19 protein-coding genes and 1 pseudogene are annotated in these 24,116 nt (G+C 45.0%); 6 read left to right on the forward strand and 14 right to left on the reverse strand.

All coding sequences use genetic code 11. The annotated features are described in order from the left end of the window. Window positions 1-106: 106 nt before the first annotated feature. The 3 genes from ACSUPM_RS00075 to ACSUPM_RS00085 all read right to left on the reverse strand — a co-directional run bounded on the left by ACSUPM_RS00075 (window position 107) and on the right by ACSUPM_RS00085 (window position 5,274). Complete coding sequence (locus ACSUPM_RS00075) at window positions 107-1,672, reverse strand: FGGY-family carbohydrate kinase (protein WP_436880045.1); 1,566 nt, start codon at window positions 1,670-1,672, stop codon at window positions 107-109. A 32-nt stretch (window positions 1,673-1,704) separates the two neighbouring features. Beyond that, window positions 1,705-3,351 carry a glycerol-3-phosphate dehydrogenase/oxidase gene (locus tag ACSUPM_RS00080; protein WP_352287455.1) on the reverse strand — a complete coding sequence of 549 codons (1,647 nt, stop codon included), beginning with the start codon at window positions 3,349-3,351 and terminating at the stop codon, window positions 1,705-1,707. A 162-nt stretch (window positions 3,352-3,513) separates the two neighbouring features. After that, window positions 3,514-5,274, reverse strand: a complete 1,761-nt coding sequence (locus ACSUPM_RS00085) for an FAD-binding oxidoreductase (protein WP_436880046.1) — start codon at window positions 5,272-5,274, stop codon at window positions 3,514-3,516. A 722-nt stretch (window positions 5,275-5,996) separates the two neighbouring features. Between ACSUPM_RS00085 and guaA the strand changes: the two genes are divergently transcribed. The 4 genes and pseudogenes from guaA to ACSUPM_RS00105 form a co-directional block, all read left to right on the forward strand. Continuing rightward, window positions 5,997-7,616, forward strand: a complete 1,620-nt coding sequence (gene guaA / locus ACSUPM_RS00090) for a glutamine-hydrolyzing GMP synthase (protein ID WP_436880047.1) — start codon at window positions 5,997-5,999, stop codon at window positions 7,614-7,616. Between the two features lie 48 nt (window positions 7,617-7,664). Further along, complete coding sequence (locus ACSUPM_RS00095) at window positions 7,665-8,648, forward strand: hypothetical protein (RefSeq protein WP_436880048.1); 984 nt, start codon at window positions 7,665-7,667, stop codon at window positions 8,646-8,648. Between the two features lie 282 nt (window positions 8,649-8,930). Then, complete coding sequence (locus ACSUPM_RS00100) at window positions 8,931-9,617, forward strand: DUF2628 domain-containing protein (RefSeq protein ID WP_436880049.1); 687 nt, start codon at window positions 8,931-8,933, stop codon at window positions 9,615-9,617. A 13-nt stretch (window positions 9,618-9,630) separates the two neighbouring features. Then, window positions 9,631-9,696: pseudogene (locus tag ACSUPM_RS00105) on the forward strand (hypothetical protein); the annotation flags it as partial. A 77-nt stretch (window positions 9,697-9,773) separates the two neighbouring features. Here the strand turns inward: ACSUPM_RS00105 and ACSUPM_RS00110 are convergent. The 9 genes from ACSUPM_RS00110 to ACSUPM_RS00150 all read right to left on the reverse strand — a co-directional run bounded on the left by ACSUPM_RS00110 (window position 9,774) and on the right by ACSUPM_RS00150 (window position 18,738). Beyond that, window positions 9,774-10,622, reverse strand: coding sequence for an HNH endonuclease (locus ACSUPM_RS00110; protein WP_436880050.1), 849 nt, complete (start codon window positions 10,620-10,622; stop codon window positions 9,774-9,776). Window positions 10,623-10,928: 306 nt separating this feature from the next. Beyond that, window positions 10,929-11,933, reverse strand: a complete 1,005-nt coding sequence (locus tag ACSUPM_RS00115) for a YhdH/YhfP family quinone oxidoreductase (protein WP_436880051.1) — start codon at window positions 11,931-11,933, stop codon at window positions 10,929-10,931. Between the two features lie 55 nt (window positions 11,934-11,988). Continuing rightward, window positions 11,989-12,969: a zinc-binding dehydrogenase gene (locus ACSUPM_RS00120; RefSeq protein WP_436880052.1), complete on the reverse strand. Its 981-nt coding sequence runs from the start codon at window positions 12,967-12,969 to the stop codon at window positions 11,989-11,991. A gap of 272 nt (window positions 12,970-13,241) precedes the next feature. After that, entirely contained in the window at window positions 13,242-14,219 is a 978-nt protein-coding gene (locus tag ACSUPM_RS00125) for a zinc-binding dehydrogenase (RefSeq protein ID WP_436880053.1), read from the reverse strand. A gap of 57 nt (window positions 14,220-14,276) precedes the next feature. Beyond that, window positions 14,277-15,218, reverse strand: coding sequence for an NADP-dependent oxidoreductase (locus ACSUPM_RS00130; RefSeq protein WP_201608583.1), 942 nt, complete (start codon window positions 15,216-15,218; stop codon window positions 14,277-14,279). A gap of 158 nt (window positions 15,219-15,376) precedes the next feature. Continuing rightward, on the reverse strand, window positions 15,377-16,054 hold the full coding sequence (locus ACSUPM_RS00135; RefSeq protein WP_436880054.1) for a GDYXXLXY domain-containing protein: 678 nt from the start codon (window positions 16,052-16,054) through the stop codon (window positions 15,377-15,379). After that, the gene (locus tag ACSUPM_RS00140; protein WP_436880055.1) at window positions 16,051-17,241 is read right to left on the reverse strand and encodes a DUF4401 domain-containing protein; all 1,191 of its coding nucleotides are present in this window, start codon (window positions 17,239-17,241) and stop codon (window positions 16,051-16,053) included. Before ACSUPM_RS00140 ends, ACSUPM_RS00135 begins: the two co-directional genes overlap by 4 nt. After that, complete coding sequence (locus ACSUPM_RS00145; RefSeq protein WP_436880056.1) at window positions 17,238-18,389, reverse strand: DUF2157 domain-containing protein; 1,152 nt, start codon at window positions 18,387-18,389, stop codon at window positions 17,238-17,240. Before ACSUPM_RS00145 ends, ACSUPM_RS00140 begins: the two co-directional genes overlap by 4 nt. A 94-nt stretch (window positions 18,390-18,483) precedes the next feature. Continuing rightward, complete coding sequence (locus tag ACSUPM_RS00150; RefSeq protein WP_025652927.1) at window positions 18,484-18,738, reverse strand: DUF2798 domain-containing protein; 255 nt, start codon at window positions 18,736-18,738, stop codon at window positions 18,484-18,486. Between the two features lie 281 nt (window positions 18,739-19,019). Here ACSUPM_RS00150 and ACSUPM_RS00155 point away from each other — a divergent pair, with 281 nt between their 5' ends. After that, window positions 19,020-19,739 (forward strand): aspartate/glutamate racemase family protein, encoded by a 720-nt coding sequence (locus ACSUPM_RS00155; RefSeq protein ID WP_201576212.1) that lies wholly within the window; start codon window positions 19,020-19,022, stop codon window positions 19,737-19,739. A 43-nt stretch (window positions 19,740-19,782) separates the two neighbouring features. Here ACSUPM_RS00155 and ACSUPM_RS00160 read toward each other — a convergent pair whose 3' ends face one another. Next, a complete protein-coding gene (locus ACSUPM_RS00160) occupies window positions 19,783-21,315 on the reverse strand; it encodes an MATE family efflux transporter (protein WP_173239026.1) in 1,533 nt (510 codons plus the stop codon). Window positions 21,316-21,903: 588 nt separating this feature from the next. Between ACSUPM_RS00160 and ACSUPM_RS00165 the strand changes: the two genes are divergently transcribed. Next, window positions 21,904-22,851, forward strand: coding sequence for an alpha/beta hydrolase (locus ACSUPM_RS00165; RefSeq protein ID WP_201567404.1), 948 nt, complete (start codon window positions 21,904-21,906; stop codon window positions 22,849-22,851). Window positions 22,852-22,951: 100 nt separating this feature from the next. Here the strand turns inward: ACSUPM_RS00165 and ACSUPM_RS00170 are convergent, their stop codons facing one another. Further along, on the reverse strand, window positions 22,952-23,995 hold the full coding sequence (locus ACSUPM_RS00170; RefSeq protein WP_201567402.1) for an NAD(P)H-dependent flavin oxidoreductase: 1,044 nt from the start codon (window positions 23,993-23,995) through the stop codon (window positions 22,952-22,954). Between the last annotated feature and the right edge of the window lie 121 nt (window positions 23,996-24,116).

Genomic DNA, 24,116 nt, shown 5'->3' on the forward strand with positions numbered 1-24,116 from the left:
GGTACAGATACAAGCAAAAGGCGCGATTAGCTCCCACAACATACCAACCAAAAGCATCCCACCTTTTGGCCACTCCCAATACATCCACACCTCAAACTTGCACAGACTACTTGGCGGGGTAGCCTGTGATGTCTTGAATGCTTTGGTATAAGGGTTTTAGGCGCTCGTACATCTTCAGATAGACCTCGTTATACAGACGCTTGTAGAGTTGCACGTTGGCTTCAATAGGTAAGAATTCGTCGCCTAAATGGGTCATGGCGTCGCTGGCAGCAGCGTGGTCAGGATAGACGCCGAGACCCACCGCGCAGTTGATGGCAGCGCCGAGGCCAGTGGCTTCAAAAGTGTGCGGGCGGTAGGCGGGCATGGCAAAGATGTCGGCGGTGAGCTGCATAGCGGCGTCGCTTTGGGAGCCGCCGCCTGAGACGCGCAGGTGTTTGATGGGTTTGCCGGTGCGCTTTTCAATCGTATCAAATCCAAGCTTAAGCTCGTAAGCCAGCCCTTCTAAGATAGCGCGATAGACGTGGGCGCGGGTGTGCACATCGCCAAAACCGATAAGCGAGCCTTTGCCTTCAAGTCCAGGATGACGCACGCCCGGCGACCAATAGGGCTGCATAATGAGTCCCATGCTGCCTGCTGGAATGCCTTTGACGGCGGCGTCGAGGAGCTTTTCGGTGTCTATGCCTTGGGTTTTGGCAAGCGCTTGCTCATAGTGGGCGAATTGTTCTTTAAACCAGCTGACCATCCAAAAGCCGCGATAAATCATGTACTCGTGATTGTAGTAATGCGGGGCGGCGGCGGTGTAGGCGGGCATGTGTTTGAGAATCTCGACATAATCGGGGGAGATGGTGTTGATGGTGGCGGTGGTGCCAAAGCTAAGGCATGCGGTATCGGCGGACAGTCCCGCTGCGCCTAGGGCTTCGCAGGCTTTGTCACTGGCGGCGGCAATCATTGGCGTGCCCTCTGGGATACCTGTGACTTTGGCAGCTTTGGCGCTTATCTCACCGAGAGTTTGGCCTGGTGAGACGATTTTGGGCATTTGCTCTGGTCGACAGCTGAATAAGCGCCACTTTAAATCTTTGGCTTTTAACCACTTTTGCGCTTTGTAGTCATAAGGCAGGTAGCCAACCGAATGGCCTGTCGAATCAGCGAGTTCGCCTGTGAGTTGATAGGTGAGGTAGGCGGAGAGATTGACGTAGTGCGCAGTCTTTGCCCATATCTCAGGCTCGTTTTGCGCCAGCCAATTACAGCGCGCTTTTTGCTGGGCGTCTTTGACTAATTCGCCCATGCCGATGATTTTGGTCAGCGGGTTTAAAAAACCAATGTCATGAGTTTCAGCGCGGCGCAAATCCATCCAGACGATAGCGGGGCGAAGCGGCTGTTTGTCTTTATCCAAACAAATCATCGTATAACGCTGAGTGGCGAGACTGACGCCGGCGATTTGCTCAGGTTTAATATCGCAGCTTTGCCACAGCTTTTGGCAGGCCTCCCATAGCTTTTGCCAATAGTAGTCGGCGTGCTGCTCGGCATAATTGGGCTGCTCGGAGAAATACGGCTCGATAGGCACACGGGCTTTGGCGATCTCAGTGCCAAATTGATCAAAGATAAGCGCTCTGACGCTTTGGGTACCATTATCAATGGCTAAGAAATAAATAGGGTCATCAAGGGTGGTCATAGTCGTCCTTAACTATGTGGTGATAAAAAACATTAAGCCGCAGGCAGATGATAATAATGCTGCCATAAGTCTTGATAGCGAGCGACTTCTTGCTGCCACTTTTGCTCATCCCAACCAAGCTCTTGCTGGCAAATTTGCTTCAGTCTGGCACTGATTAATGGCGTCATCGCACCATGCGGCAGTATCAACCCTAAGCGCGTACGACGCAGTAGTAGGTCATCCAAATGAATGACTTGCTCATAGCGTGCAGCAAAACGAATCTCCGCCCAAATGGTATTGCTGTCGGTGACATAAGCCAAATCGTCGTCATGGGCAAGTTCAAGCAACCTATCAAGTTGTAGACCGTAAAACCCTTGTAAGCGCTGTTGTAGAGATTTTGGTAAAGTGGCGAATTTGGGGTTGGTTGGGATTTGATTGCTAAAGACTTGGTCGCTGTCTAGGTTGTTGTTTTGAACAACTGATTCATCAAGGGCGAGCACTTCTTGACACTTTTTAAGGACATCAAGCGCAATGAGGCGAAAGGTCGTGAGCTTACCACCGCTGACGGTCACTAAATTATTATCTAGCCACACGCTATGATCGCGCTTTTCTTTGCTCGGACTGACGCGCTTACCGTCGCCACCTTCTGAAATCAGTGGACGCACGCCCGCCCACGTGCTGATGACATCCTCTCGATTGAGATCGGCATCATCAAACAGCGCATTGGTCGCCGCTAGTAGGTAATCGACCTCTTCGCTAGTAATACCGACCTCTTCATCGCCTAATGGTGGATGATCCAAATCGGTGGTGCCAAGGACGGTGCGGTTTTCCCACGGAAAGACGAACACCGCTCTTTTATCGACAGGGTGTAAAAAAGTATAGGCCTGATGAATAGGCAAGCGCTCTTGACTGACTACCAAATGACTGCCGCGTGAGGGACGGATCTGCTTATTAAAGGTTTGCTCCGTTTGCTTACTGGCTTGCATCCGTAAGGTGTCCGCCCAAGCACCTGTGGCACTAACCACGACTTTGGCATGAACTTTATAAGTCTGATTGCTATTTTCAGAAGAGGTATCTCTAAGATCTACACCAACGACTAAGCCCTGCTCATTAGTGAGTAACGACTCAGCTTTTAAGTAGTTAATCGCCTGCGCACCGTCATGTATGGCTTCGTCCAGCACGCGCATCACGAGTCGCGAGTCATCGGTCACCGCATCGCTAAACTGACTGGCACCCAAAAAATTATTTTGCTTGATATGAGGATTCAGACGCAAAAAAGCGTCCTTTTTAAAGTAGGTAAAATAGCGCTTGCCTGCCAGCTTATCGTAGACGCGAAGCAAAGTATTAAATATCCATGGCGGCGGGAACTTGCCTTTATAATGCGGCATAACGAAATGCATCTCGTTGACTAAGCCGCCAGCCTCACTCAGCATGCGCTCACGTTCACGCACGCTAAGCAAAGTCGTTTTATAATCGCCCGAGGCAATATAGCGTAGTCCGCCATGTACCATTTTACTAGAGCGGCTGGACGTGCCCCAAGCAAAGTCTTTTTGCTCGATAAGTAATACCGCAAGACCACGCCTTGCCGCCTCACGAGCAATGCCTGCGCCCGTGATACCACCGCCGATAATGAGCATATCCCAAGGCTGCGTTTGAGATAAGGGCGCTAGGGCTTGCTCACGTTGTTTGGTTTGGTTCATAGGTGATTCATCTTAGTTATCCATTGATATGACATAGGCAATTTTAAACAAAAAAGCGTCATGATTACGGTGTGCGACAGCAATATTTTTTCTTGCGTGCTGCGCCAGAAGAGGCTGCTTAAAAATATCGCTATAGTACTTATCATTCCTCTTTTTAAGCAATCATTCTTCAAGTAAAACGCCCGGATTCATACGTTGTTCAGGATCTAAGCTTTTGATCATATCGCTGGTGACTTGTAGGCCAAGCGCGCCTTTTTCAGCGCCAAGATAAGGGGCGTGATCACGACCAACGCCATGCTGATGCGATATCGTGGCTGTACCATTAGCCAAACTAACACTGGCGGCATGTTTGATTTTTTGCCAGCGTTTTAAGGTAGCAGCGTGATCTTTTGCCGCTCTAAAAAAGTAAGTGGTATAAAGACTGGCACCTTGTTTATAAACGTGCGAGATATGAGTAAAGGCCATGACTTCCTCGCCTTCATCCGCGAGCGAAGTTTTCACCGCATCCTGCATCTGCGCCATTTGCTCATCGATATTAATCCAGTTGGTCGCGGTCTCAAAGGTATCGACCATGATGCCTTTTTCCCACAGAGTGCCACGAAGATAAGGAAACTTAAAACGCCCGTGTGCCCAGATATTGCCCATGATATCGGTCAGCTTACCCGTGACACTACCGTGCTGCTTTAGTAGTTTTTTGAACTGGGTCAGCGCGAGTTTATTCTGCGCTTTATCGCCTGAGACGCCGTAAGTCAGCATGACTTTATCTGAGCTAAGCCCGCGTGCTTTTAGATAAGTACTAATCGCTAAAAACTGACTCGGCGTAGTGCCCAGATGTAAGTGTGCATCGGTCTCGACCGCATTACTTAGGCGTAGCATAGACAGGCGAATGTTACTCTGCACCGCTTGTTTTAGTACGGCTTTACCTGCTGCCCAATTGGGTAAAAAGGCAACTTTAAATAGCTCTTCTTCTGGTTGTGACTGTACGCGCATTTTTACTGTCGTAAAGATGCCGGCGCGACCTTCGGTGCCCATCATCATCTCACGCAAATCAGGCCCTGCGGATGAAGCGGGAATATCAGCGATATTTAGTACGCCTTGTGGCGTGACTAAGGTACCACCCGCAAACATCTGCTCGATACGCCCGTAGCCCAACGACTGCTGACCACTAGAGCGCGCGGCAATCCAGCCGCCAAGGGTTGACAGCTCCCAAGACTGCGGATAATGTCCCAAGCGATAGCCATGCTCGTCCAATTGTGCCTCAACCGCAGGCCCTTGCGTACCCGCACCAAAGGTTGCGATTTGACTCTCATTATCTAAGTCCATCAGCTGATCCATCTTGCTCATAGCGACGGTCAATACGGGGCGCGAGCCCTTTTGTGGATTGATATGACCAACGACGGAAGTACCACCACCAAAAGGAATGACGATAAGATCATGCTCTTGGGCTAATTTAAGTAATTGCTCGACATCATCAGTCGATTCAGGGAAAGCGACACCATCAGGGAAGACTTCAAAGTCACCACCGTGCATAGCGATCCAATCGGGAAAACTTTGCCCACGGGCGTGTCTGAGTCTGACCTCTTGATCGGTCGATACCATATTGAGATCGGTAAGCTCAGCAGGGAGTCGTGATTTGGGGACGGTTTTAAGTACTTGCTGCAAGCTGACAGACTTTAGCTTATTGGTTTTGCCGATGTGTGATTTGATTAATTTCGCACCGTGTGGTGAGACTTTTTTATTGATACTGACATTGCCCCAGCCATTCCAGCGCGTTTGCTCGATGGGTGTATTTAAGGAGGTATTATCTTTTGAGACGCTATCTACACTGATGTTATCGATATTTTTATTATCAGAATTTACGGCGATAGGTGCAGACTGGTCAGATTTAGGGCTTTTACGGATAAGGGATTTGATTTTGCTCATAGAAGTTTAGCCTTTCGATTTATTATATAGTCACATTTTATATAAATCGGATGCGAGGTCAGGCGCGCTCAGTCTACTATCCTGTAGACACTTCACTCGTCTTCCCTGTATCCAAATTATCCTGAACCGACTATCACTTTTATTTAGGTTTGGATAGAGATCTGGTGTTAATCATTAGAGCCAATATAACGATCGCTTAACGGCAGATAGTGAGCGACAGCTAGCGATGCTATAACCTACCTACTATCAAATCATTACAACGTCAACCTCGCTGACCGTACTAATGTATAGCTTGTACTCGATTGCTTTGTATTAATATATATTGATATCATTTGCGAATAACTATATATCTACCGTGCTAACGTTAAACTGCTTATCATTTGAGCATATCACAATATAAACAAAACGTTTATACGTACTCGTCATTTGTATAATAAAAAATTATCATTTTTGTTAAACAGTTCTATTATTAGGACTTACTCGAATATAAATGTCATCTCCACCTAGCTATTTATTTATTAAGAATTATTTATTGAGCTTGCTGTCTCTTTTTTTCCCACGCTTGCCTTCTGACATTCAAATAATCGTCAATATTCGCTAATAACGGGTCATCGCTATTGATAACTAGCAAAAATCGTCAATAATTAACCATCTAATAGCCAATAGAGGGCGTAAACTTGTTAAAATAGGCCACCAATTTATTTATTGATGGACATCGATTTATGACCACTGCCGCTGCCACTTCTACAATACCGACTATCAAGCAAGACCGCATCTTAATCCTCGATTTTGGCTCGCAATATAGCCAGCTGATCGCCCGCCGTGTGCGCGATTCTGGGGTGTTTTGTGAGATGTTCCCTTATGATATCGACACTCAGCGCATCATCGATTTTGGCGCAAAAGGCGTCATCTTGTCAGGCGGCCCTGAGAGCGTCCATGCAGAAAACAGCCCACGTATCAATGATGCGGTGTTTGAGCTAGGCGTGCCAGTACTGGGTATCTGCTACGGTATGCAAGCGATGGCAGATCGTTTTGGTGGGCAAGTTCATGCCAGTGATATCCATGAATTTGGCGCAGCGACGATTAACGTCAATGGTCATTCGCAGCTGACCGATGGCATAGAGGACAAGACGACGGAAGAGGCGACTACTCAGCTCAATGTCTGGATGAGTCATGGTGACAAGGTTATTGAAGTACCGGAAGGTTTTGACATCGTTGCTAGTACGCCAAGCTGTCCGATTGCGATTATGGCTGATGACAGCAAGCAGTACTACGGCTTACAGTTCCACCCAGAAGTCACGCATACGCTACAAGGACAAGAATTGCTTGGTCGTTTCGTGCATCAGATTTGCGGCTGTGCAGGCGACTGGACACCAGACAATATCGCTGATATGCGTATCGCCCAGTTAAAAGAGCAAATCGGTGACAAGCAAGTTTTGCTCGGTCTATCAGGCGGTGTTGATAGCTCAGTGGTAGCAGCGTTATTGCATAAAGCAATCGGCGATCAGCTTACCTGTGTATTTGTAGACAACGGCTTGCTGCGTCTGAACGAAGGCGACCAAGTGATGCAAATCTTTGCAGAAAACATGGGCGTTAAAGTCATCCGTGTTGATGCTGAAGATTTATTCTTAAATGCACTAGCAGGCGAGTCTGATCCAGAGAAGAAACGCAAAATCATTGGTAAAACCTTCATCGACGTATTCGCTGATAGTGCGCGTCAAGTGAGCGAGCAGAGCGATGGTAAAGTTGTTGAGTTCTTAGCACAGGGTACGATTTACCCAGACGTCATCGAATCTGCCAAATCACATCAAGGCAAAGCCCACGTCATTAAGAGCCACCACAACGTCGGTGGGTTGCCAGATGACTTGGCATTTAAGCTGATTGAGCCGTTACGTGATTTGTTCAAAGATGAAGTGCGCAAACTGGGTGTTACTTTAGGCTTACCAGCAAAAATGATCTATCGTCATCCGTTCCCAGGTCCAGGTTTGGGCGTGCGTATCTTGGGTGAAGTGAAAAAAGAATACGCGGATGTCTTGCGTTTGGCTGATGCTATCTTTATGCAAGAGCTTGAGCGTTCAGGCTGGTATGACAAAACGGCGCAAGCCTTTGCCGTATTCCAACCAATCAAATCAGTCGGCGTGGTCGGTGATGGCCGCCGCTATGCGTGGGTAATCGCGCTACGTGCGGTTGAGACTGTTGACTTTATGACGGCGCGCTTTGCCCATCTGCCGTATGATTTGATCGAGACGGTATCGAACCGCATCATGAACGAAATCGCTGATGTGTCACGTGTGACTTATGATGTGTCGAGCAAGCCGCCGGCTACTATTGAGTGGGAATAATTATTCATATGCTATGATTGTAATATCAACGCAAAGGAGTGATGGACTATGAAACTGGTGCATGTGGGACAAAACGAGTGGATGTTTGAAGATGAAGCTAGCGATAATTTGGCTGACAATAGATCAAATGTGCTTGGCGCTGGTAGAGCACTTAATATTAAAGTAAAAGCATTTGTGGATGCCGAGGTAAAAAAGGGTCGTGATATCAATGACATTATGAATGAAGTCATGACTAAGTTTCAGCATGAAATCGTGCAAGACTTTGATGAGCAGCCGCCAACCTCGTTTCAAATGATCCAAATGATTTTGGAGAAAGAGGGTTATGAGGCAGCTTTAGAGCTAGCAGAATTCTTGGTATTAGAGAATCTAGATGATCCTGATGCCTACTTTAACTCAGCGTATTTATGTGAACAAGTTGGTGAAAGCTTTACGGCATTGCTGAGCAGTCGCGAATGTATGCGTCTTTATTTACAGTGCTTTCCTAATAAGTTTGATTGGAAAAAAAGCAAACTACCATGGGGTATCCTAGAAAACCGCCCTTTTCTGCGAGCATTGTTTCAATTGGTCAACTTATATGCCGATAATGGTCAATTTGACTTAGCATGCGTAGAAGGTGAAAAGCTATTACAAGTCTGCCCTAATGATAATCTAGGCATTCGCGAACGCATGATAGATTTTTATATGCTCACCGAGCAATACCAAAAAATCATTCAACTTTGTGACCGCTATCCTGAGGATATGCTTGCAAATATCGCTTTCGGTAAGGTGCTGGCTTACTGTTATCAAGATAAATTAGATAAGGCTGAAAAAGAGTGGGATATCGCAAAAGATAACTTGCCTGAAGTGGCGCATGAAATTCTTAAAAAGCGTCATCCTAGACCACGCGGTATGGGTATCAATAGTTATGGTATCGAAATTGGTGGTAAAGAGCAGGCTTATCTCTACTGGCAAGATATGGGCGATTGGTGGGAAGAAAATACTACCGCTCAAACCCTGATTGAGAAAAAACGTGCTGAGAAAAAGAAGAAGTAGTGGGTTGATGTTGGAGCGCTATGACTCGTTTTCCTCGCTACTCAAATTTTTTGAATTGATATACGGCTCATCAGTAAGTAAATTATCTCGGTATGAAAACAAAAAAGCACTCAACTTGTTGGGTGTTTTTTTTTGCTTAAAATAATTAAGACAGGAATAATTCAGTTTTTTATTGAACACTTGTTTTTATTACTTATAATAGTGCCGACTTTAATTGGTTTTTTTTAAGCTAAAGACTAATGGAACTGAGAATAGCAACTATTGATAACTCTAAGGTATAAGATGCTTTGTAATAACTGCGGTCAAGAAAACTCGAATGATGCTATCGTCTGCTCAAATTGTGAACAACGCCTGTCTGACGTTCAAGCCCAAACGCCGCCACCATTAACGCCAGTTAATATTTCTAAAGATGCGCAAAGCATACAAAACCAGTCGGCTCCCAGCTCTGAAAGTGCTGATGCTTTATTGGCAGCTTTTGTCGGTAAGAAATATGACAGTTATTATCGTGAAAGATGGTTTAAAGACAGCATACCTAATCTAGGTACTGATAAAAAAGACTCTTATTTTAGTAGCTCTAATGTGGCTGGTCTATTTTTAGGCGCCATTTGGTTATGCTATCGAAAAATGTACAAACTTGCCTTTTTTGTAATACTAGCAATAACCGTTATTGATTTAATACTTATGTATTTGTTGGGCATGGAGAAATATAACATGCTTGGCCAGTATACCTTCATGATTGTATGGATAGTGATTACAGGGTTTTTTGGTAATTATTTTTATTGGAAATATAGTGTCGAAAAGATCAGAAAGATTACTGCTGCTACAGCAGACCCAGCTATGGCTCAGCAGCAGTTGATCAAGCAAGGCGGCACTTCATGGGTTGGCGCAATCGGTGTTACTTTGCTGCTTATAATGATGTCAGGTGGTATAACCTACCTATTTGCACCTGCTTGGTATTTGATTATATAGTGAGTTTTTCTATAAAGAAGTGTCACGTGTGACTTATGATGTGTCGAGCAAGCCACCTGCGACGATTGAGTGGGAGTAGCTTTCTACTTAGTCTTTAGCTGAACTAAAAAAATACTCAACTTGATTGGGTATTTCTTTAGTTTAATCTTAACTATTTTACTGGCTAAGAAGTGCTTCGATAGCAGTAACTTTACCTATTAATTTACTATTAAACTCTAAATGATTTATTGAATAGTGAGCTCTACGATGACAGGTAGGGCAAAGCGCAATGACATTTTGAGGCAAGTCCGCACCACCATCTGCTAATCTAGTTAGGTGGTGGACTTCCAGATAAGGTCCAGATTTAGTTTCAAATGGAGCTGTCTCCTCACATCCTTCGCATATACCGTTAGCTCTTTTCTTGGCATAAAGTTTAATTGCTGTACTACGGTTTTGAATAGATTGAATTTTTTCTTGAATGCTTGCGTGGGTTGGTGTTGAGCTCAAGGCAATCTCTCGTAACTGCTGTAATGTCTTACCTTTACTAGGCTTAGTTATATAAACAGCTTTAGGCGCTTCAACTACTTTGGAAGTTAGAGTTTGAGCTGTATCGATATTTTGATTATTAACTATATCTAGATGAAAAACGATAGCGTCACGAAGTTCGCCATTTCTATCTGGCCGCTCTTCAATATGATGGAAAACGTAATTACAATAACCTAAAAATCGTACAAAGCTTTGTGATGTTGATTCGAAAAGTAGAATTTCTTTATTGTTTCTTTGGTGATCACGAATTGCCAAATTACCTTTGGTCATTTTCATATCACCTTCTTGCCCTTCACCAGTGTATTTAAAAGTACCGTTAGGATCAAAGTCATCAATATAGCCGTACTCACCACCAGCATCGCCGGTGAAAATAAATATATATGGATGCTCGGCAGGCGTTGCTATACCACCATATTGTTGGCCTTTGTATATACCGTGTATGTCAGAACGACGGTTATAAATTTTTCCTATTTCAAACACTGAGGCTTCCTTATTTTATTAAGAAAAAAGAGTTTACTATAGTTGAAAATAGTTTTTCTGCTTTTCATTCTCAATATAGTCAATCCTATATAAATCGGATACGATGTCAGACTCGCTTAGCCTACCATTGGTAGTACTTTCAATCGCCTTCCTTGTATTCAAATTATGTTGAACTGACTACAATAACCTTGTACATTGATTGATAAAGTTTTTCTCACTACTCTTAAAATAAAAAAACAGCGGCGCTCTTCAAAGTAAAGAACACCGCCGATACTAATTGTAAGTTTTAACTTCTAACCCAAAAACCTAACCCCGCACATTCACCACATAACGACCCACGGTTTTACTATCTATAAAGCGATCTAAGTACTCAGGCGTTTGCTCAAGGGTAATCTCTTCGCAATATTTCTCTAAATCAGGTAGCTTCATATCAGTGGCGACACGCTCCCAGATAGCCTTTTTATCCGCTAGTGGAATATAGACCGAATCGATACCGAGTAGAGAAACGGCTCTAGTAATAAAAGGCATGACCGACATCGAAAACTCAGCACCGCCAGCCAAACCACAACTAGTGACCGCGCCGCCAGATTTGGTTTGCTTAAGTAAATTGGCTAAGTAATCGCCGCCTATCGTATCGATAGCATTTGCCCACAGTTCACGACCAATAGGTTTGTCACCGATGTCATTGATGGTATCGCGATGACGCACTTCGCTTGCGCCAAGCTCTTTTAAGTGCTCGCTTTGCTCTGGCTTACCTGAGAATGCAATCACCTCGTAGCCGAGCTGCTTCAATATCGCGATACTGATGCTGCCCACGCCGCCCGTTGCGCCTGTGACAGCGACTGGGCCATCACTTGGTTTTGCGCCCATTTTTTCTAGCTTTTGCACACTTAATGCTGCGGTTAGACCGCCCGTACCGTAAATCATCGCTTCTTTTAATGTCAGCGACGACGGGCAGGGAAGCGCCCAATCGGCAGGGATAGAAATCATTTGCCCCAAGCCACCATCGGTATTCATGCCGAGATCATAGCCAAAGACCACGACTTCTTGCCCCTCTTTAAATGTGCCAGACTTATCACTGACCACGACGCCTGCCGCATCAATACCAGGGGTGTGCGGGTAGTTTTTGGTGATTCTTTTATTTCCCGAGGCTGACATCGCATCTTTGAAATTTAACGATGAGTAATGCACTTCGATTAATAAATCATTTTCAGGTAAATCACTGACGTTACGTGTTTGAATGCTTTTATCGAACGTACCGTCGCTGGTTTCTTCGACGACTAAGGCTTTAAAGGTTTTGTTATTAGACATTGTCTGGATCCTCTTGTATTGCTCTTTTATTTGAGTGGATTTATAACGAACTATATTAAGGTTTTAACAATACTTTGCCCTTTTTGCCAGATTGCACCTTACCAGATACTGCTTCTTTAATATTATCCAGCGTATAGATGCCGCCTGTTGGTAGCTTTAACTTACCGCTAGCGGCGCGCTCGATAAGCTCTTTTATTAAACGGCTTTTATTATCCGCATCCATCTTTTGCATCAATGCACCGCCCCAAAATCCTTTGAGTGTCGCTTGCTTAAAGATGAGATGAGTCGGATTGAGCGCGAGTGGCTGACCAGACATCGCACCCACTGCTGCTATGATGCCGCCATGACCGAGCAAGCTTAGTAAGTCACCACCAGACTGACCGCCGACAGAGTCGACCGCACCGCTTATTTTTGCATCGCCGATAAGTTGACGGACTTGATCTTTCCAGTCATCATCATCGCTCACCACGTTGTTTTCGGTGATACCAATTTCGGTCAGCTCGTTTGCTGACTCTTTACTACGCACGACGTTGATGGTATTGATACCGCGCTCAGCTGCCAACATCGCAAGCGATTCACCAACTGCGCCATTGGCGGCGTTTTGAATGACCCATTGACCTTTTTCTAGTTCTAAAAACTCAATGAGCATCAAGGCGCTCATCGGCATGGCAATAAGCTGCGCGGCCATTTCATCATCGATGGCGTCCGGTATAGGAATGACGCTACTGGCAGGCGCGGTGAAGTACTCGGCCCACGTGCCTTCGACACCGGTGACCACCACACGTTGACCCGCTTCCATACCTTTGACGCCATCGCCGATAGCATCAACAGTACCCACGGCTTCGCTACCAGCAAGTGCGGGCAGTTTTGGCTTGGTGCCATATTGGCCTTGGATAGTGATGAGGTCGTGGTTATGGATGGAGGATAAAATAGTCTTGATACGGACTTCGTTTTCTTTTGGCTCTGGCATCGGGCTGTCAGTGATGGTGAGTACGTCTGACGGTTTGCCAAATTCGTTGTAGGTTGCGCTGCGCATCTTTATATCCTTTTTTATTGTTAGATAAATATCGTTGATTGTTCATTTTGAAATGATGATTAATCACTCATCAACCTTAACAAGTAGGGCTTGATACCCGCAACCTGACTTTGGTAAATGAACGTTGCCCGCTGTTTATCAATATACTACTAGGTAAGTTATAAGCGGTAAGCTATAAAAAACTGTCATAAAAAATGGCAGCGCTCTCACTGTAAAGAACGCTGCCATTATCAATAAAAGTAAGGCTGGCTAAATGACAAGTTAACGACAGTTTAAGGTTTTAGCAGTACTTTACCTTTTTTGCCTGATTGCAATTCGCCATCGACTGCTTTGGTGATATCAGCCAAATCAAAAGTGGCCTCAACAGGTAGCTTTAATTTGCCATCGACCGCCCGTTCGATGAGTTCATTCACTAGGCGCTGCTTATGCTTCACGCTCATCTCTTGGCTGAGTTTGCTGCCCCAGAAGCCTTTCATTGTGGCTTGTTTAAAAATCATATCGGTAGGATTGATGGCCATGGGCTTACCTGACATCAGACCAAAAGAGGCCAAAGTACCATAATGACCCAGCAAGGATAATAGCTCGCCACTGTTCTCGCCGCCGACGGAATCAACCGCCGCACTGATGGCCTCATCACCGACGATATGGCGGACTTGATCCTGCCAGTCTTCATCTGAGGTATCGATATTGTTTTTAATCCCCAACGCTTCCAATTCTTTTATTGCGTCACTATTGCGCACCACGTTAATGGTTTTGATACCGCGCGCCGCTGCCAGCATCGCAAGTGACTTGCCGACCGCGCCATTAGCAGCGTTATGGATGACCCACTGACCCGGTTGTAATTCTAGGAATTCAATCATCATTAGAGCGCTGAGCGGCATCGCGATAAGTTGCGCGGCCATCTCATCGTTCAGACTGTCGGGTACAGGAAATATCATATTAGCTGAGGCGACGAAGTATTCCGCCCACGTCGCTTGTACGCTCGCCGCTGCCACACGCTGCCCGACTTTTAAGCCTTTGACTTCACTGCCAACTGCATCGATGATACCAACTGCCTCAGAGCCACCAATCGCTGGCAATTCTGGTTTGAAGCCATATTGACCACGAATGGTGAGTAAGTCATGGTTGTGAATGGAGGCAAGAATGGTTTTGACACGCACTTCATTAGCCTTGGGCTCTGGGATAGGGCGGTCACCGAGGCTTAATACCTCAGTTGGTTTGCCAAATTCGTTATAAGTTGCACTACGCATAATAAATCCTTTATTTATTGTTTATAAGTATTTTTAGATTAGTAGCAGTTTGAAGGTTTAAACCTCAACCACCACCTTACCTACGGTACGATTGGTCTCGACTTGACGGTGTGCTTGTGCTAAATCGGTAAAGGCAAAGGTTTTGAATACGTGTGGTTTTAGTGTCCCTTTTTCCAGCATCTCTTTTAGCGTCTGCATATCATCGCCGTTTGAGGTCACGTTAAAAAACGCAATATCGATATCATGCTGCTTAGCATAGCTTTTTGCTTTATCGGAGAACTGCGGCGTCGGTAAAGAGATGATCGATTTACCATCCTTGGTGACTTGTAATGACTTCTCAAGCACGTCACCGCCAATAGCATCTAATACAAAATCTAGATCCGAGACCAGCTCTTCAAAATCCTGAGTTTCGTAATCGATATGCTCATCCGCACCTAACGATAATACAAAGTCTTTATTATCAGCAGAAGAGGTTGAGATAACGTAAGCGCCAATATCCTTGGCAATCTGTATCGCAAAGTGGCCAACCCCGCCAGAACCAGCATGAATGAGGACTTTATCACCCGCCTTTATCCTTGGGCTTAATACTTGTAGTGCAGTCAAAGCGGCGAGTGTGGTAGCGGCCGCTTCTGCAAAGGAAGTGCCATTAGGTATCTTGACTAAATGCTCAGCTGGCGCGTCAACATATTCGGCATAAGCATTGCCGTGACCAGGGAAATTGACGAGTCCGAAGACCTTGTCACCCACTTTAAAATTGGTAACGTCGTCTCCTATAGCAGTGACTACGCCTGCGATATCCCAACCTAAAATCAGCGGTCTGTCAGTGCCATAGACTTGATCGAGGAGCTTGGGCATCTCGCGTATTTTTACGTCGACGGGATTGATACTAATAGCTTTGACTTCAATCAATAGCTCATTGGCTTTTGGCTTCGGCTTATCAACATCGCTCAAAATTAGGTTTTCAATACCGCCTGCTTTATGGAGAAGGTAGGCTTGCATAAGATGTTCCTTTATTATCATTATAAGTAATAAAAATAAGTAGCAATTACCTTAGCAAGTTGTCCTGAGGACTAACAAGGCAACTTTGGTTACCTGATGTTGTCACTGGTTTTTTAGAGACTAGTTTTAGAGGTTAAATTTTTGAGCATTTACCAGGCTTAATTATCAAAGGTTTTGTCATCATCAAAGACTTTTTCATTGTCAAAGCGATTAGTCTCGAAATTATTGGTCTCAAGGTCGTTAACTTCAGGCTCAATCACTTTAAACACTCCATCAACCATATCTGTGAGTAGCGGCTCGCCCTTATCATTCACGCGAAACAATCCATACTCTGCCATCTCAAACGCTTCAGCATGACCTTCTTGAAAGAAGAAAGCATTGGTCGCCAGCTTCAATTCGTTATTGCGCACGCGGTAGTAAAGCGCCATCTCATTAGCGGCTAAATCGCTCGGTATGACATTGACTAGACGGGTAAACGTACCGACGTTATTTTCATCTAAAGTGACGATGACGTAGCCTTCACTAGCATCAATATAGTATTCGTTTTCTGGAAATTTTTTGTTTAATTCGTTGAGTACCTCACCTTCTAACGCATAGCTCAGGGTTATATAATCGCCTTGCATAAAGCTGCGCGGATCAACGGGCGCAAGCTCTAATAGCACGGTGTCGCCAGTAGCTAAATGGGTCTCAAACTTTGCGACATTAACGGTCATTATGACTAATATTATGATCAAACCCAGTAGCGCAACACCGATGGTAAATGTACGCTTTTGCCACCACGGTAGCGGCTTGGCTACAGACTTTTGCCCCAGCAATGGATTATTTATCTTACTCATGACAAGCGCTCCTTCTCGTTAGCCACTGTCAGTGCTTCGCTACTCCTTTTACTAATCGCAAAATAACGTTTTATGAGTAACCAGCGCATCAATAGTAAACCGATACCGATGCTTAGCAGGGAGGCGGATTTGATCAATAAAGAGGTATCGAGCTGATAGTAATACCAAAATATATAGCCGACTAATGCTGTAATACCTAGCCCTAATAGCACGCGCTGACTGTTGGCAACCGCGATGACGATGATAAGGCTGGTCGTCAGCAATCCTGAGACATAGATCGACATAACGCCCAATATAGCAATGGCGAAAATAATGATGAACCCTGCTGCTGATAGCAGTTTGACTTGATAGCGCTTAAGGATAAGCAAAGCCGCATAAAGGCTGGCGAGCGTCAGTAACCCTTGTGCGAGGTAGTAATTATAGCTAAAGGTGTCGCCATAACTATCAAGGCTGCCAAAGCTATCAGGGCTACCCCCATATTCAGCGGCGATAAAATATACCGAAACGCTGAGCAACATCAAAGCGCTGGCATAGGAGAGCGCTTTGCTAATATCAAAGGCCGCCGACCGCCATTTAACAGAAATGCGCTGTAATATTGAATAGCGTTGTAAGTTGGCAACGGCAGTCATAAGCGCCAGTAGCCCTAAGCTTAACTCGGGCAGGTGATAGAAGTTGAGTAGATAGATGACACAGCCCAGCGCTACCATAGCGCTTAATAGACGGTAAATAAAATTGGGCGTGACGATGGTCATAAATAGCTGTATAAGTAGCAAGATGACTACATTTACGGGCTGTTCAAGCTCATTAGTCAATAAGGCAAAGGCGATATACGCTTGACCAGCGACAGTAATCGCAAAGGCTAAGCTGTTCCAGAATGGGCTATGACGTAAATGGGCATTATAAAATAAAGACCAGCCAATAGCGCTCAATATGCTGCCAGTAAGCAATACTCCAATGATACTGTCAAAAATCTCAGTCTCAAATAATATCAACGTCAAAAACCCAATGAATAATAAACTGGCAAATATCCCACTAAAACCAAAAAGGATGTTGATAAACCAAGGAGTATGCTCTCCAGATTCAGTCTGGTTTAACAAGCTATCGTTCCCATTTTGCTTGTTAATTAATCCGTGCTGTTGTAATAGCAAAAGGCGACGACGTTGCTCATCGTTCATATCATTAGTCATAATTGCTCCCCTTTAACGATGGTATGGGGCACATTGTTTTCTTTTTTAAGACGAGCAACTTTGCGTAGCCAGACGACGGCGTAGGAGCTCATACCGATCAGTACCAGCCCTAATAATAAAAAACCGCCAGCGTCAAAATCACTCAGCAGTGCTTTGCCTAAAATAAAGACAACAACCGCAATCACTGAGCCTGACAAGTAAGTCAACATCAGCAAATCAGTCGTACGCTTGCGAAAACGCCAATGCATAAACACACACCAACCTAGCCATAAAGAAATCGCGACTAAGAACAGCAGAATATTTTTATTATCAAAAAAAGTGCTTATCGTCAGATAAGTGATGGTATACGTACTGAGTAGACCGACGACATAGGTACTCCAATGTAGGCTGGATTTGGCGGCAGTGCTGGCAAGATTGAAGGTGTCTAATTTGCTATTGGTAGTGATATCAGTAGTAACGCTAGACAGGCTCAAGTCAGAAAGGCTTAAATTAGATGTCTTTAAATTAGAAAGTCCTGAACCACGTTTGTCTTCAAAGCAGATCAGCCATAAATAAAAAGCGATAACATTAATAACTGTGATTACGGTGAATTGCCAAAAATCTTGATAGTAGTAACCTATGCCAAAAAACAATGAGGTGTCGATATAAAACAAAGTTACAGAATTAATAAGCCCAAGCCACAGCAGCCAAAGCGCAGGGAAACGGGCGATGATGACCCAAGGCGTAATCAATACGGCCCAACCAAAGAACAGCTGCCACGTATCAGCGCCAGTCTGATACACCTGCCCAAACAGCGCTAATAAGCTACCAGTAATGATGCTAGCGATCAGCAATAACAACTGCCGAACAAAGGCAAAACGACGCCGAAAGGACAGCGCCACATACAGCGCGATAGTGATGACCAAAGCGCCTTCGACCAAAGCGAACTTGGCCAATTTGCCCATATATAGCCAGTTATAGGCAATAAAGAGCACAAGGGATAATACCAACGCTACCGCGCCGATAATCAATAGCGCTTTATCAAAAAACTGCAGCCATGTGCGCTTGCTGGGATAAACGTCTAAAAATAGTGCGGCGGTATCTGCCTTTTCTATGGGCAGTGTACCTTGGCTGAGCAACTGCTCGATTGTACGCCTTGATTGGGTCATAGCGCCCTCTATATAAAAATGGTATGGCTTATCTTAGCTGTTTTTATATGGTAGGGGTGGACTTAAGTTTTAAAATTCATCTTGCTCGTTTAATTCAATAAAACTCAATTCTACTCAACACATGCTCTTGCACTAGGTAGGCGCAGATATAAGCGCTGGGCCAAGCAAAAATAAAGGCCAGCCCCCATGAGTGCAAGAGCTCCGTAAAGAAACCATCTATAAAGCCTACTTTGACCAATATCAATGCCGTCGAGATAATGAGCGACATCATCAATGCCATGAGTCCAGTAAAAATTAGTCGATAGTACTTACGACGGGTACGTATCTTAAAGGTAGAGGTCTCTGCCATAATATTATGTAGTCCTACACAGTTAGCATCATGCTTAAATAGCTGAATCAGCATGATTTTTTGATGGAGTAAAGGGTTTTGTGCCACTTTATTAATTATTGGCGACTATCATATCGTGGGATGAGGCATTGGTAAAATCGTTATTACTCATCTTAAAGTTTGCCATATCTTAACGACTCTAGTTTTTTTCTTGAGAAAGCATATTTTTGATAATTAGCGTACTAAAGCCTGCTAGTTTTGCTAAGATAAAATCGATCACCACAAACCAATAAGGCAGTAAAATGGCCGTTCAAAAGCAACGACACTCTCAACAAAAAACATTAGGCATCATCGGCGGTATGAGTTGGGAAAGTACCGAGAGCTATTATCGTCTGATTAATGAAGGGATAAAGGATAAGCTGGGCGGATTACATTCAGCAGATTTGCTCATACATAGTGTAGACTTTGGCCCCATTAATGAGCTGCAAGAGCAAGGAGCGTGGGAAGAGTTGGGCGTACTCATGGCTAATAGTGCCAAACGTTTACAAGCCGCAGATGCCCAAGGATTAATGATCGCCTCTAATACTATGCACAAGCTGTTTAATGCGGTGCAAGACGTGACCGACTTACCTTTGATTCATATCGCTGATGCCACTATTCAAGCAATTAAGGCGCAAGGTCTGACGAAAATTGCCTTACTGGGCACTCAGTTTACGATGACTGAGGATTTTTATAAGCAACGTTTGCTTGACGCAGGCTTACAAGTAGCGATACCAGAGAGTGATGCGCGTACAGAAGTGCATCGCATTATTAAGAACGAGCTTTGCGTAGGGGCATTCAAAGACAGCTCAAGAGCCTATTATATAAAGGTCATTGAGCAGTTAGCGGATGAAGGATGCGAAGGTGTGATTTTGGGCTGTACCGAGATTGGACTGCTCATTAAACAAGCAGACAGCCTGATTCCAGTTTTTGATACCACTGCCATTCATGCAGCAGCGGCAGTCAGGTTTTTACTTGGGTAATATTAAAGCCAGATCATCACTACTACTGTTTATTATGATTCGTTTAATCGCTACCCTGAAATTTTTGGCGCAAGCTTGCAACACTGAGTGAAGGTAAGCGCTTCCATGAAGTGGTCGGTGCCAGATCACGGCACGACGCCGAAGTGCCTATCTGAGCACGATAGCCCTCGCACCCTTGCGCGGCTTCTTCTTTTGACAAGTTTTCGCCTTTGCGCCAGCCACCGTATAGATATAATCCTGCCCCCATGACCGCGGTGGCTACCATACCTGCAGGGAATGATAACCAAAGCGCATCGGCACCCAGTAGTGGATACATGCCAAAAGCAAAACCAAGTCGCACAGGATACATCGAAATTACCATGACTAACAGTGGCCAGATCACATAGCCGTTGGCACGCATCGTGCCAAAGAACACTTGCGCTATCCCAAAAAAGAGAAAGCCCCACGTCGCCATGGTTTGGATATGCCGACCGACCGGCACCGCCGCACTGTCACTACCCAAAAACAAGCTTAAAATAGTTTTATCAAAAATAGTCAGTATCCCAATCATAGTGCCTGTCAATATCACGTTAAAGATAAGCCCCCAGCGGGTAATCCCTGCCACTCGGCTCCATTGATTGGCACCGATATTCTGAGCGACCATCGCACTAGCGGCGGCACTTAGCGCCATGGCGGGCATCTGCACGTAAGTCCAAAGTTGCTGGGTGGCGCTATAAGCAGCGGTCGTCTGTACGCCTTCGCGGTTGATGAGCGATAGCATGGTTAGCGCTGCCGTAGAGATGACGATCATCTGCAAACCCATCGGCAAGCCCTTGGAAAACATCGACTTTAAGATGCCAAGGTCTGCCCGCAAAAAGCGCAGCTCTGGCATACTGAGTGTCAGCACCGAACCACGCCAGTACATAGTGACGACCATACCGATAAGCGCTAACGTATTAGCAACTGCCGTTGCAACGGCTGAGCCAAAGATACCCCATTCAGGAAAAGGGCCTAAACCCAAAATAAGCGTCGGCGTCAAAATCAGATCAATCACGACCGACATCGCGATAAACCAAAGCGGCGTGGTGGAATCCCCCGTACCGCGCAGTGCCATCATCATCAGCGTAAAGGTTAGGGTGACGGGCATCGCAATAAAGATCATCCGCAGATAAGTCAAAGCAAGCTCAAAAGCAGTTGGCGGCGTACCGAGCAGATCGAGTAGCGTTGGGGCAAATATCCAGCCTATTGCTGATAACAATATACTGATTGGAATAATGCTCCCTAGCGCCGTCCCCATGGTACGCTTAACCTTAACGTCATCGTTTTGACCCATGGCTTGACCAATAAAAATAGTGGCCGCCATACCGAAACCAAACACGAATGAAATCATGATAAACATTAAGATATTGCCGTTCGCCGTTGCGGCAAGTGCCTCTTCCCCCAAAAACCGGCCGACCCAAACAGCATTGATCGAGCCGTTTAATGACTGTAGTGCCGAGGAGCCAAGGGTTGGCAAGGCAAACAGCAGCATGGTTTTGGCAATCGACCCCTCGGTAAGGTCACGCGATTTGTCAGTGGAAGTAATAGTGTCGCTCAATGTGCATCCTTTTGCGCCATCCAAATGGGCTTCGGTTGATGGTAAAAAAGAGTCCTAACAGAAGATTAAGTAGCTAATCTAATAGTAGGGTCTGTTGAACATTCAAATGTGGCACTGGCAGTGGTTATTTTTTAGACAATACGCAGTGAAATTTTTGACGCCTAGTCATTCTAGGTTAGATAATTTAGCCATGTATTGGCAAAAAATAGCCCTGCCCTGAAAGGCTGATACTAAAATCACCCCAAACGTTGTTGTAAACCTAGCTAAGGTCTCGACATTATTGTCGGTTTACGCCTGATTTGATAAAAGGTTTGGGACGATTTTAGCAATCAGCAGTCCTGATATTTGAATGTTCAACAGACCCTAATGAAATAAACGTTAATGTAATAAAAACGCTCATTATAAATGACAATGTGTGTGGCATCTTGATTAGAAAGGTAATCAGGGAAGCGGTAGTCTTGTTTATCAAATGCAAAGGGATAATGTTTTGACTGCAAAGTTATCAATTAAAAAATATAAGCATAAGTTTGCCGTTAGAATCATGGTCTACAAGACACTTTCATATTACCTCTTAATAAGGATGTTTCGATGCTATTAAAACGCTTAGGCCTTGCCGCTCTATTCAGTCTATCAGTGGTGGGTTGTACGACTGCCCCCAATTCTTTAGCGGTCAATACCACGCAAAAAATTATCCAGTATGAGCGCAATAAGTCAGATTTAGAAGTCAAATCGTTGACCCTAGCTTCTGGCGACAAAATGGTTTATGCCGAAAACGCGAATGTGACGGGCGAGCCGTTACTATTGATTCATGGCTTTGGCGGTAATAAAGATAACTTTACGCGCATCGCCAGTCAGCTAGAGGGCTATCATCTGATCATTCCTGATCTGCTGGGCTTTGGTGAGTCTAGCAAGCCTATGACCGCAGATTATCGCTCGGAGGCGCAGGCCACGCGTTTGCATGAGTTGCTGCAAGCCAAAGGTGTCGCGTCAAACATTCATGTCGGTGGCAATTCGATGGGCGGGGCGATCAGTGTCGCTTATGCGGCAAAGTACCCTAAAGACGTCAAAAGTCTATGGTTAGTGGACACAGCAGGGTTTTGGTCAGCAGGTATTTCTAAATCGCTAGAAGGCGCGACTTTAGAGAACAATCCGCTACTGGTCAATAACAAAGAAGACTTCTACAAAATGTTTGATTTTGTGATGTATAAGCCGCCTTACTTGCCTAAGTCTGTCAAAGCAGTATTTGCCCAAGAACGTATCGCTAATAAAGAGCTACACGCCAAAATCCTTGAGCAAATCGTCACAGATAGTGTCGAGGAACGTGCCAAAGTCATCGCGCAATATAATATTCCGACGCTAGTGGTTTGGGGTGATAAAGATCAAGTCATTAAGCCTGAAACGGTCAAGGTGATAAAAGAAATCATCCCACAATCACAGATTATTATGATGCCAGAAGTCGGTCATGTACCGATGGTCGAAGCGCTTGACCAAACAGCGGATGATTATAAAGCGTTTCGAAAAGGACTAAAGAAGTAGTTGTTTAGGTCAAAAATACTTGTTCTAAACCAAAAAAGAAACATCAGGTAGACTGGTGTTTCTTTTTTTTGGTTAGAATATTGTTTCTACATCAAGAAAACTAACACTCTTTTACCAGCCGCTCTAATAATTCAATCGTCCGTTCTTGTCTGACCAAAGCCACGCCTTGCCCTGCCCATAGAGACTGATATTCTGCATCTAGGTTTTGTTTCGCATGTGCACGTAAAACTTTGGTCATTGCATTTAATTGAGGGTAGGGCGGTAGTTCATACGCGCTTTCAAATTGAGCGAAGTCACGCAAATAATCGTTCAATAAACCGCGAGCCTGCTTACCTGAGAATAGTTGTGTTAAGCGCGTCTCGCTACTGCGTTTATTCTCGCTAGCGTCGAGCAATGCTTGTTTATAAGTGTCATTGATACCACATGTATCGGTGGTCAAAAACGCCGTGCCGATTTGCGCCAGTTCGGCACCGGCTGTTTGAATTGCTTTGATCGCTTGTCCCGTCATAATGCCACCAGCCGCAATTAAAGGAATATCGGTGCAGGCACGCGTTTGACTTATTAGCGTCAATAATCCCAATGGATCGTTTTCACTTTGCGGCAACCAACCACCGCGATGCCCACCAGCCTCCACCCCTTGCACACATACCGCATCGACGCCAATCTCTGCCCATGCTTTCGCTTCCAATGGGTGATTGGCAGTACCGATGACACGTGTGCCTAAATCTTTTAAGCCTTGCACTTGCTCGGCGCTAATAATGCCAAAGGTAAAACTAGCGACAGGGACAGGATTGTCATAGAGCACTTTTAGCTGCTCTGCAAAGTTTGGCGCGGGGCGGTCAGGTAGCGCCATGTCTATATTGTTTTCTTGATAATAATCACTTAGCCAAGCAGGAATTGCGCTATCCAACGTAGTAGAATCATGCTCAGACAACACCATTAGATTGACCATAAAGGGGCGGTCGGTCAGCGATTTAAGGCTATTAATGTGATCATGCAAAACATCTGGTGCGGTCGTCCCACTCCCTAACGACCCCAGTCCACCAAAGTTACTGACAGTTGCTGCCAGCTCAGGGGTGGTTGCGCCTGCCATCGGTGCTTGCACGATGGGATGGATCAGATTAAGGGTATTCATTAAGGTCATGACTGGCGTCCTTTTTGTTTTGTTAGGTTTTTTATCTCACTTACTTTAACAGAGGTAAGCAATGAGTATGTTGGATAGTGTTTATTTAGTTGCTGAATAGGGTGATGGATTTTGACTACGA

Source organism: Psychrobacter okhotskensis, assembly GCF_965638355.1.
Classification (GTDB): domain Bacteria; phylum Pseudomonadota; class Gammaproteobacteria; order Pseudomonadales; family Moraxellaceae; genus Psychrobacter; species Psychrobacter okhotskensis.

What these genes read in the sequence shown, in the direction of transcription:
- ACSUPM_RS00075 (WP_436880045.1), bottom strand. Translation starts at nt 1,672, where the DNA reads ATGACCACCCTTGATGACCCTATTTATTTCTTAGCCATTGATAATGGT.
- ACSUPM_RS00080 (WP_352287455.1), bottom strand. Translation starts at nt 3,351, where the DNA reads ATGAACCAAACCAAACAACGTGAGCAAGCCCTAGCGCCCTTATCTCAA.
- ACSUPM_RS00085 (WP_436880046.1), bottom strand. Translation starts at nt 5,274, where the DNA reads ATGAGCAAAATCAAATCCCTTATCCGTAAAAGCCCTAAATCTGACCAG.
- guaA (WP_436880047.1), top strand. Translation starts at nt 5,997, where the DNA reads ATGACCACTGCCGCTGCCACTTCTACAATACCGACTATCAAGCAAGAC.
- ACSUPM_RS00095 (WP_436880048.1), top strand. Translation starts at nt 7,665, where the DNA reads ATGAAACTGGTGCATGTGGGACAAAACGAGTGGATGTTTGAAGATGAA.
- ACSUPM_RS00100 (WP_436880049.1), top strand. Translation starts at nt 8,931, where the DNA reads ATGCTTTGTAATAACTGCGGTCAAGAAAACTCGAATGATGCTATCGTC.
- ACSUPM_RS00115 (WP_436880051.1), bottom strand. Translation starts at nt 11,933, where the DNA reads ATGTCTAATAACAAAACCTTTAAAGCCTTAGTCGTCGAAGAAACCAGC.
- ACSUPM_RS00120 (WP_436880052.1), bottom strand. Translation starts at nt 12,969, where the DNA reads ATGCGCAGCGCAACCTACAACGAATTTGGCAAACCGTCAGACGTACTC.
- ACSUPM_RS00125 (WP_436880053.1), bottom strand. Translation starts at nt 14,219, where the DNA reads ATGCGTAGTGCAACTTATAACGAATTTGGCAAACCAACTGAGGTATTA.
- ACSUPM_RS00130 (WP_201608583.1), bottom strand. Translation starts at nt 15,218, where the DNA reads ATGCAAGCCTACCTTCTCCATAAAGCAGGCGGTATTGAAAACCTAATT.
- ACSUPM_RS00135 (WP_436880054.1), bottom strand. Translation starts at nt 16,054, where the DNA reads ATGAGTAAGATAAATAATCCATTGCTGGGGCAAAAGTCTGTAGCCAAG.
- ACSUPM_RS00140 (WP_436880055.1), bottom strand. Translation starts at nt 17,241, where the DNA reads ATGACTAATGATATGAACGATGAGCAACGTCGTCGCCTTTTGCTATTA.
- ACSUPM_RS00145 (WP_436880056.1), bottom strand. Translation starts at nt 18,389, where the DNA reads ATGACCCAATCAAGGCGTACAATCGAGCAGTTGCTCAGCCAAGGTACA.
- ACSUPM_RS00150 (WP_025652927.1), bottom strand. Translation starts at nt 18,738, where the DNA reads ATGGCAGAGACCTCTACCTTTAAGATACGTACCCGTCGTAAGTACTAT.
- ACSUPM_RS00155 (WP_201576212.1), top strand. Translation starts at nt 19,020, where the DNA reads ATGGCCGTTCAAAAGCAACGACACTCTCAACAAAAAACATTAGGCATC.
- ACSUPM_RS00165 (WP_201567404.1), top strand. Translation starts at nt 21,904, where the DNA reads ATGCTATTAAAACGCTTAGGCCTTGCCGCTCTATTCAGTCTATCAGTG.
- ACSUPM_RS00170 (WP_201567402.1), bottom strand. Translation starts at nt 23,995, where the DNA reads ATGACCTTAATGAATACCCTTAATCTGATCCATCCCATCGTGCAAGCA.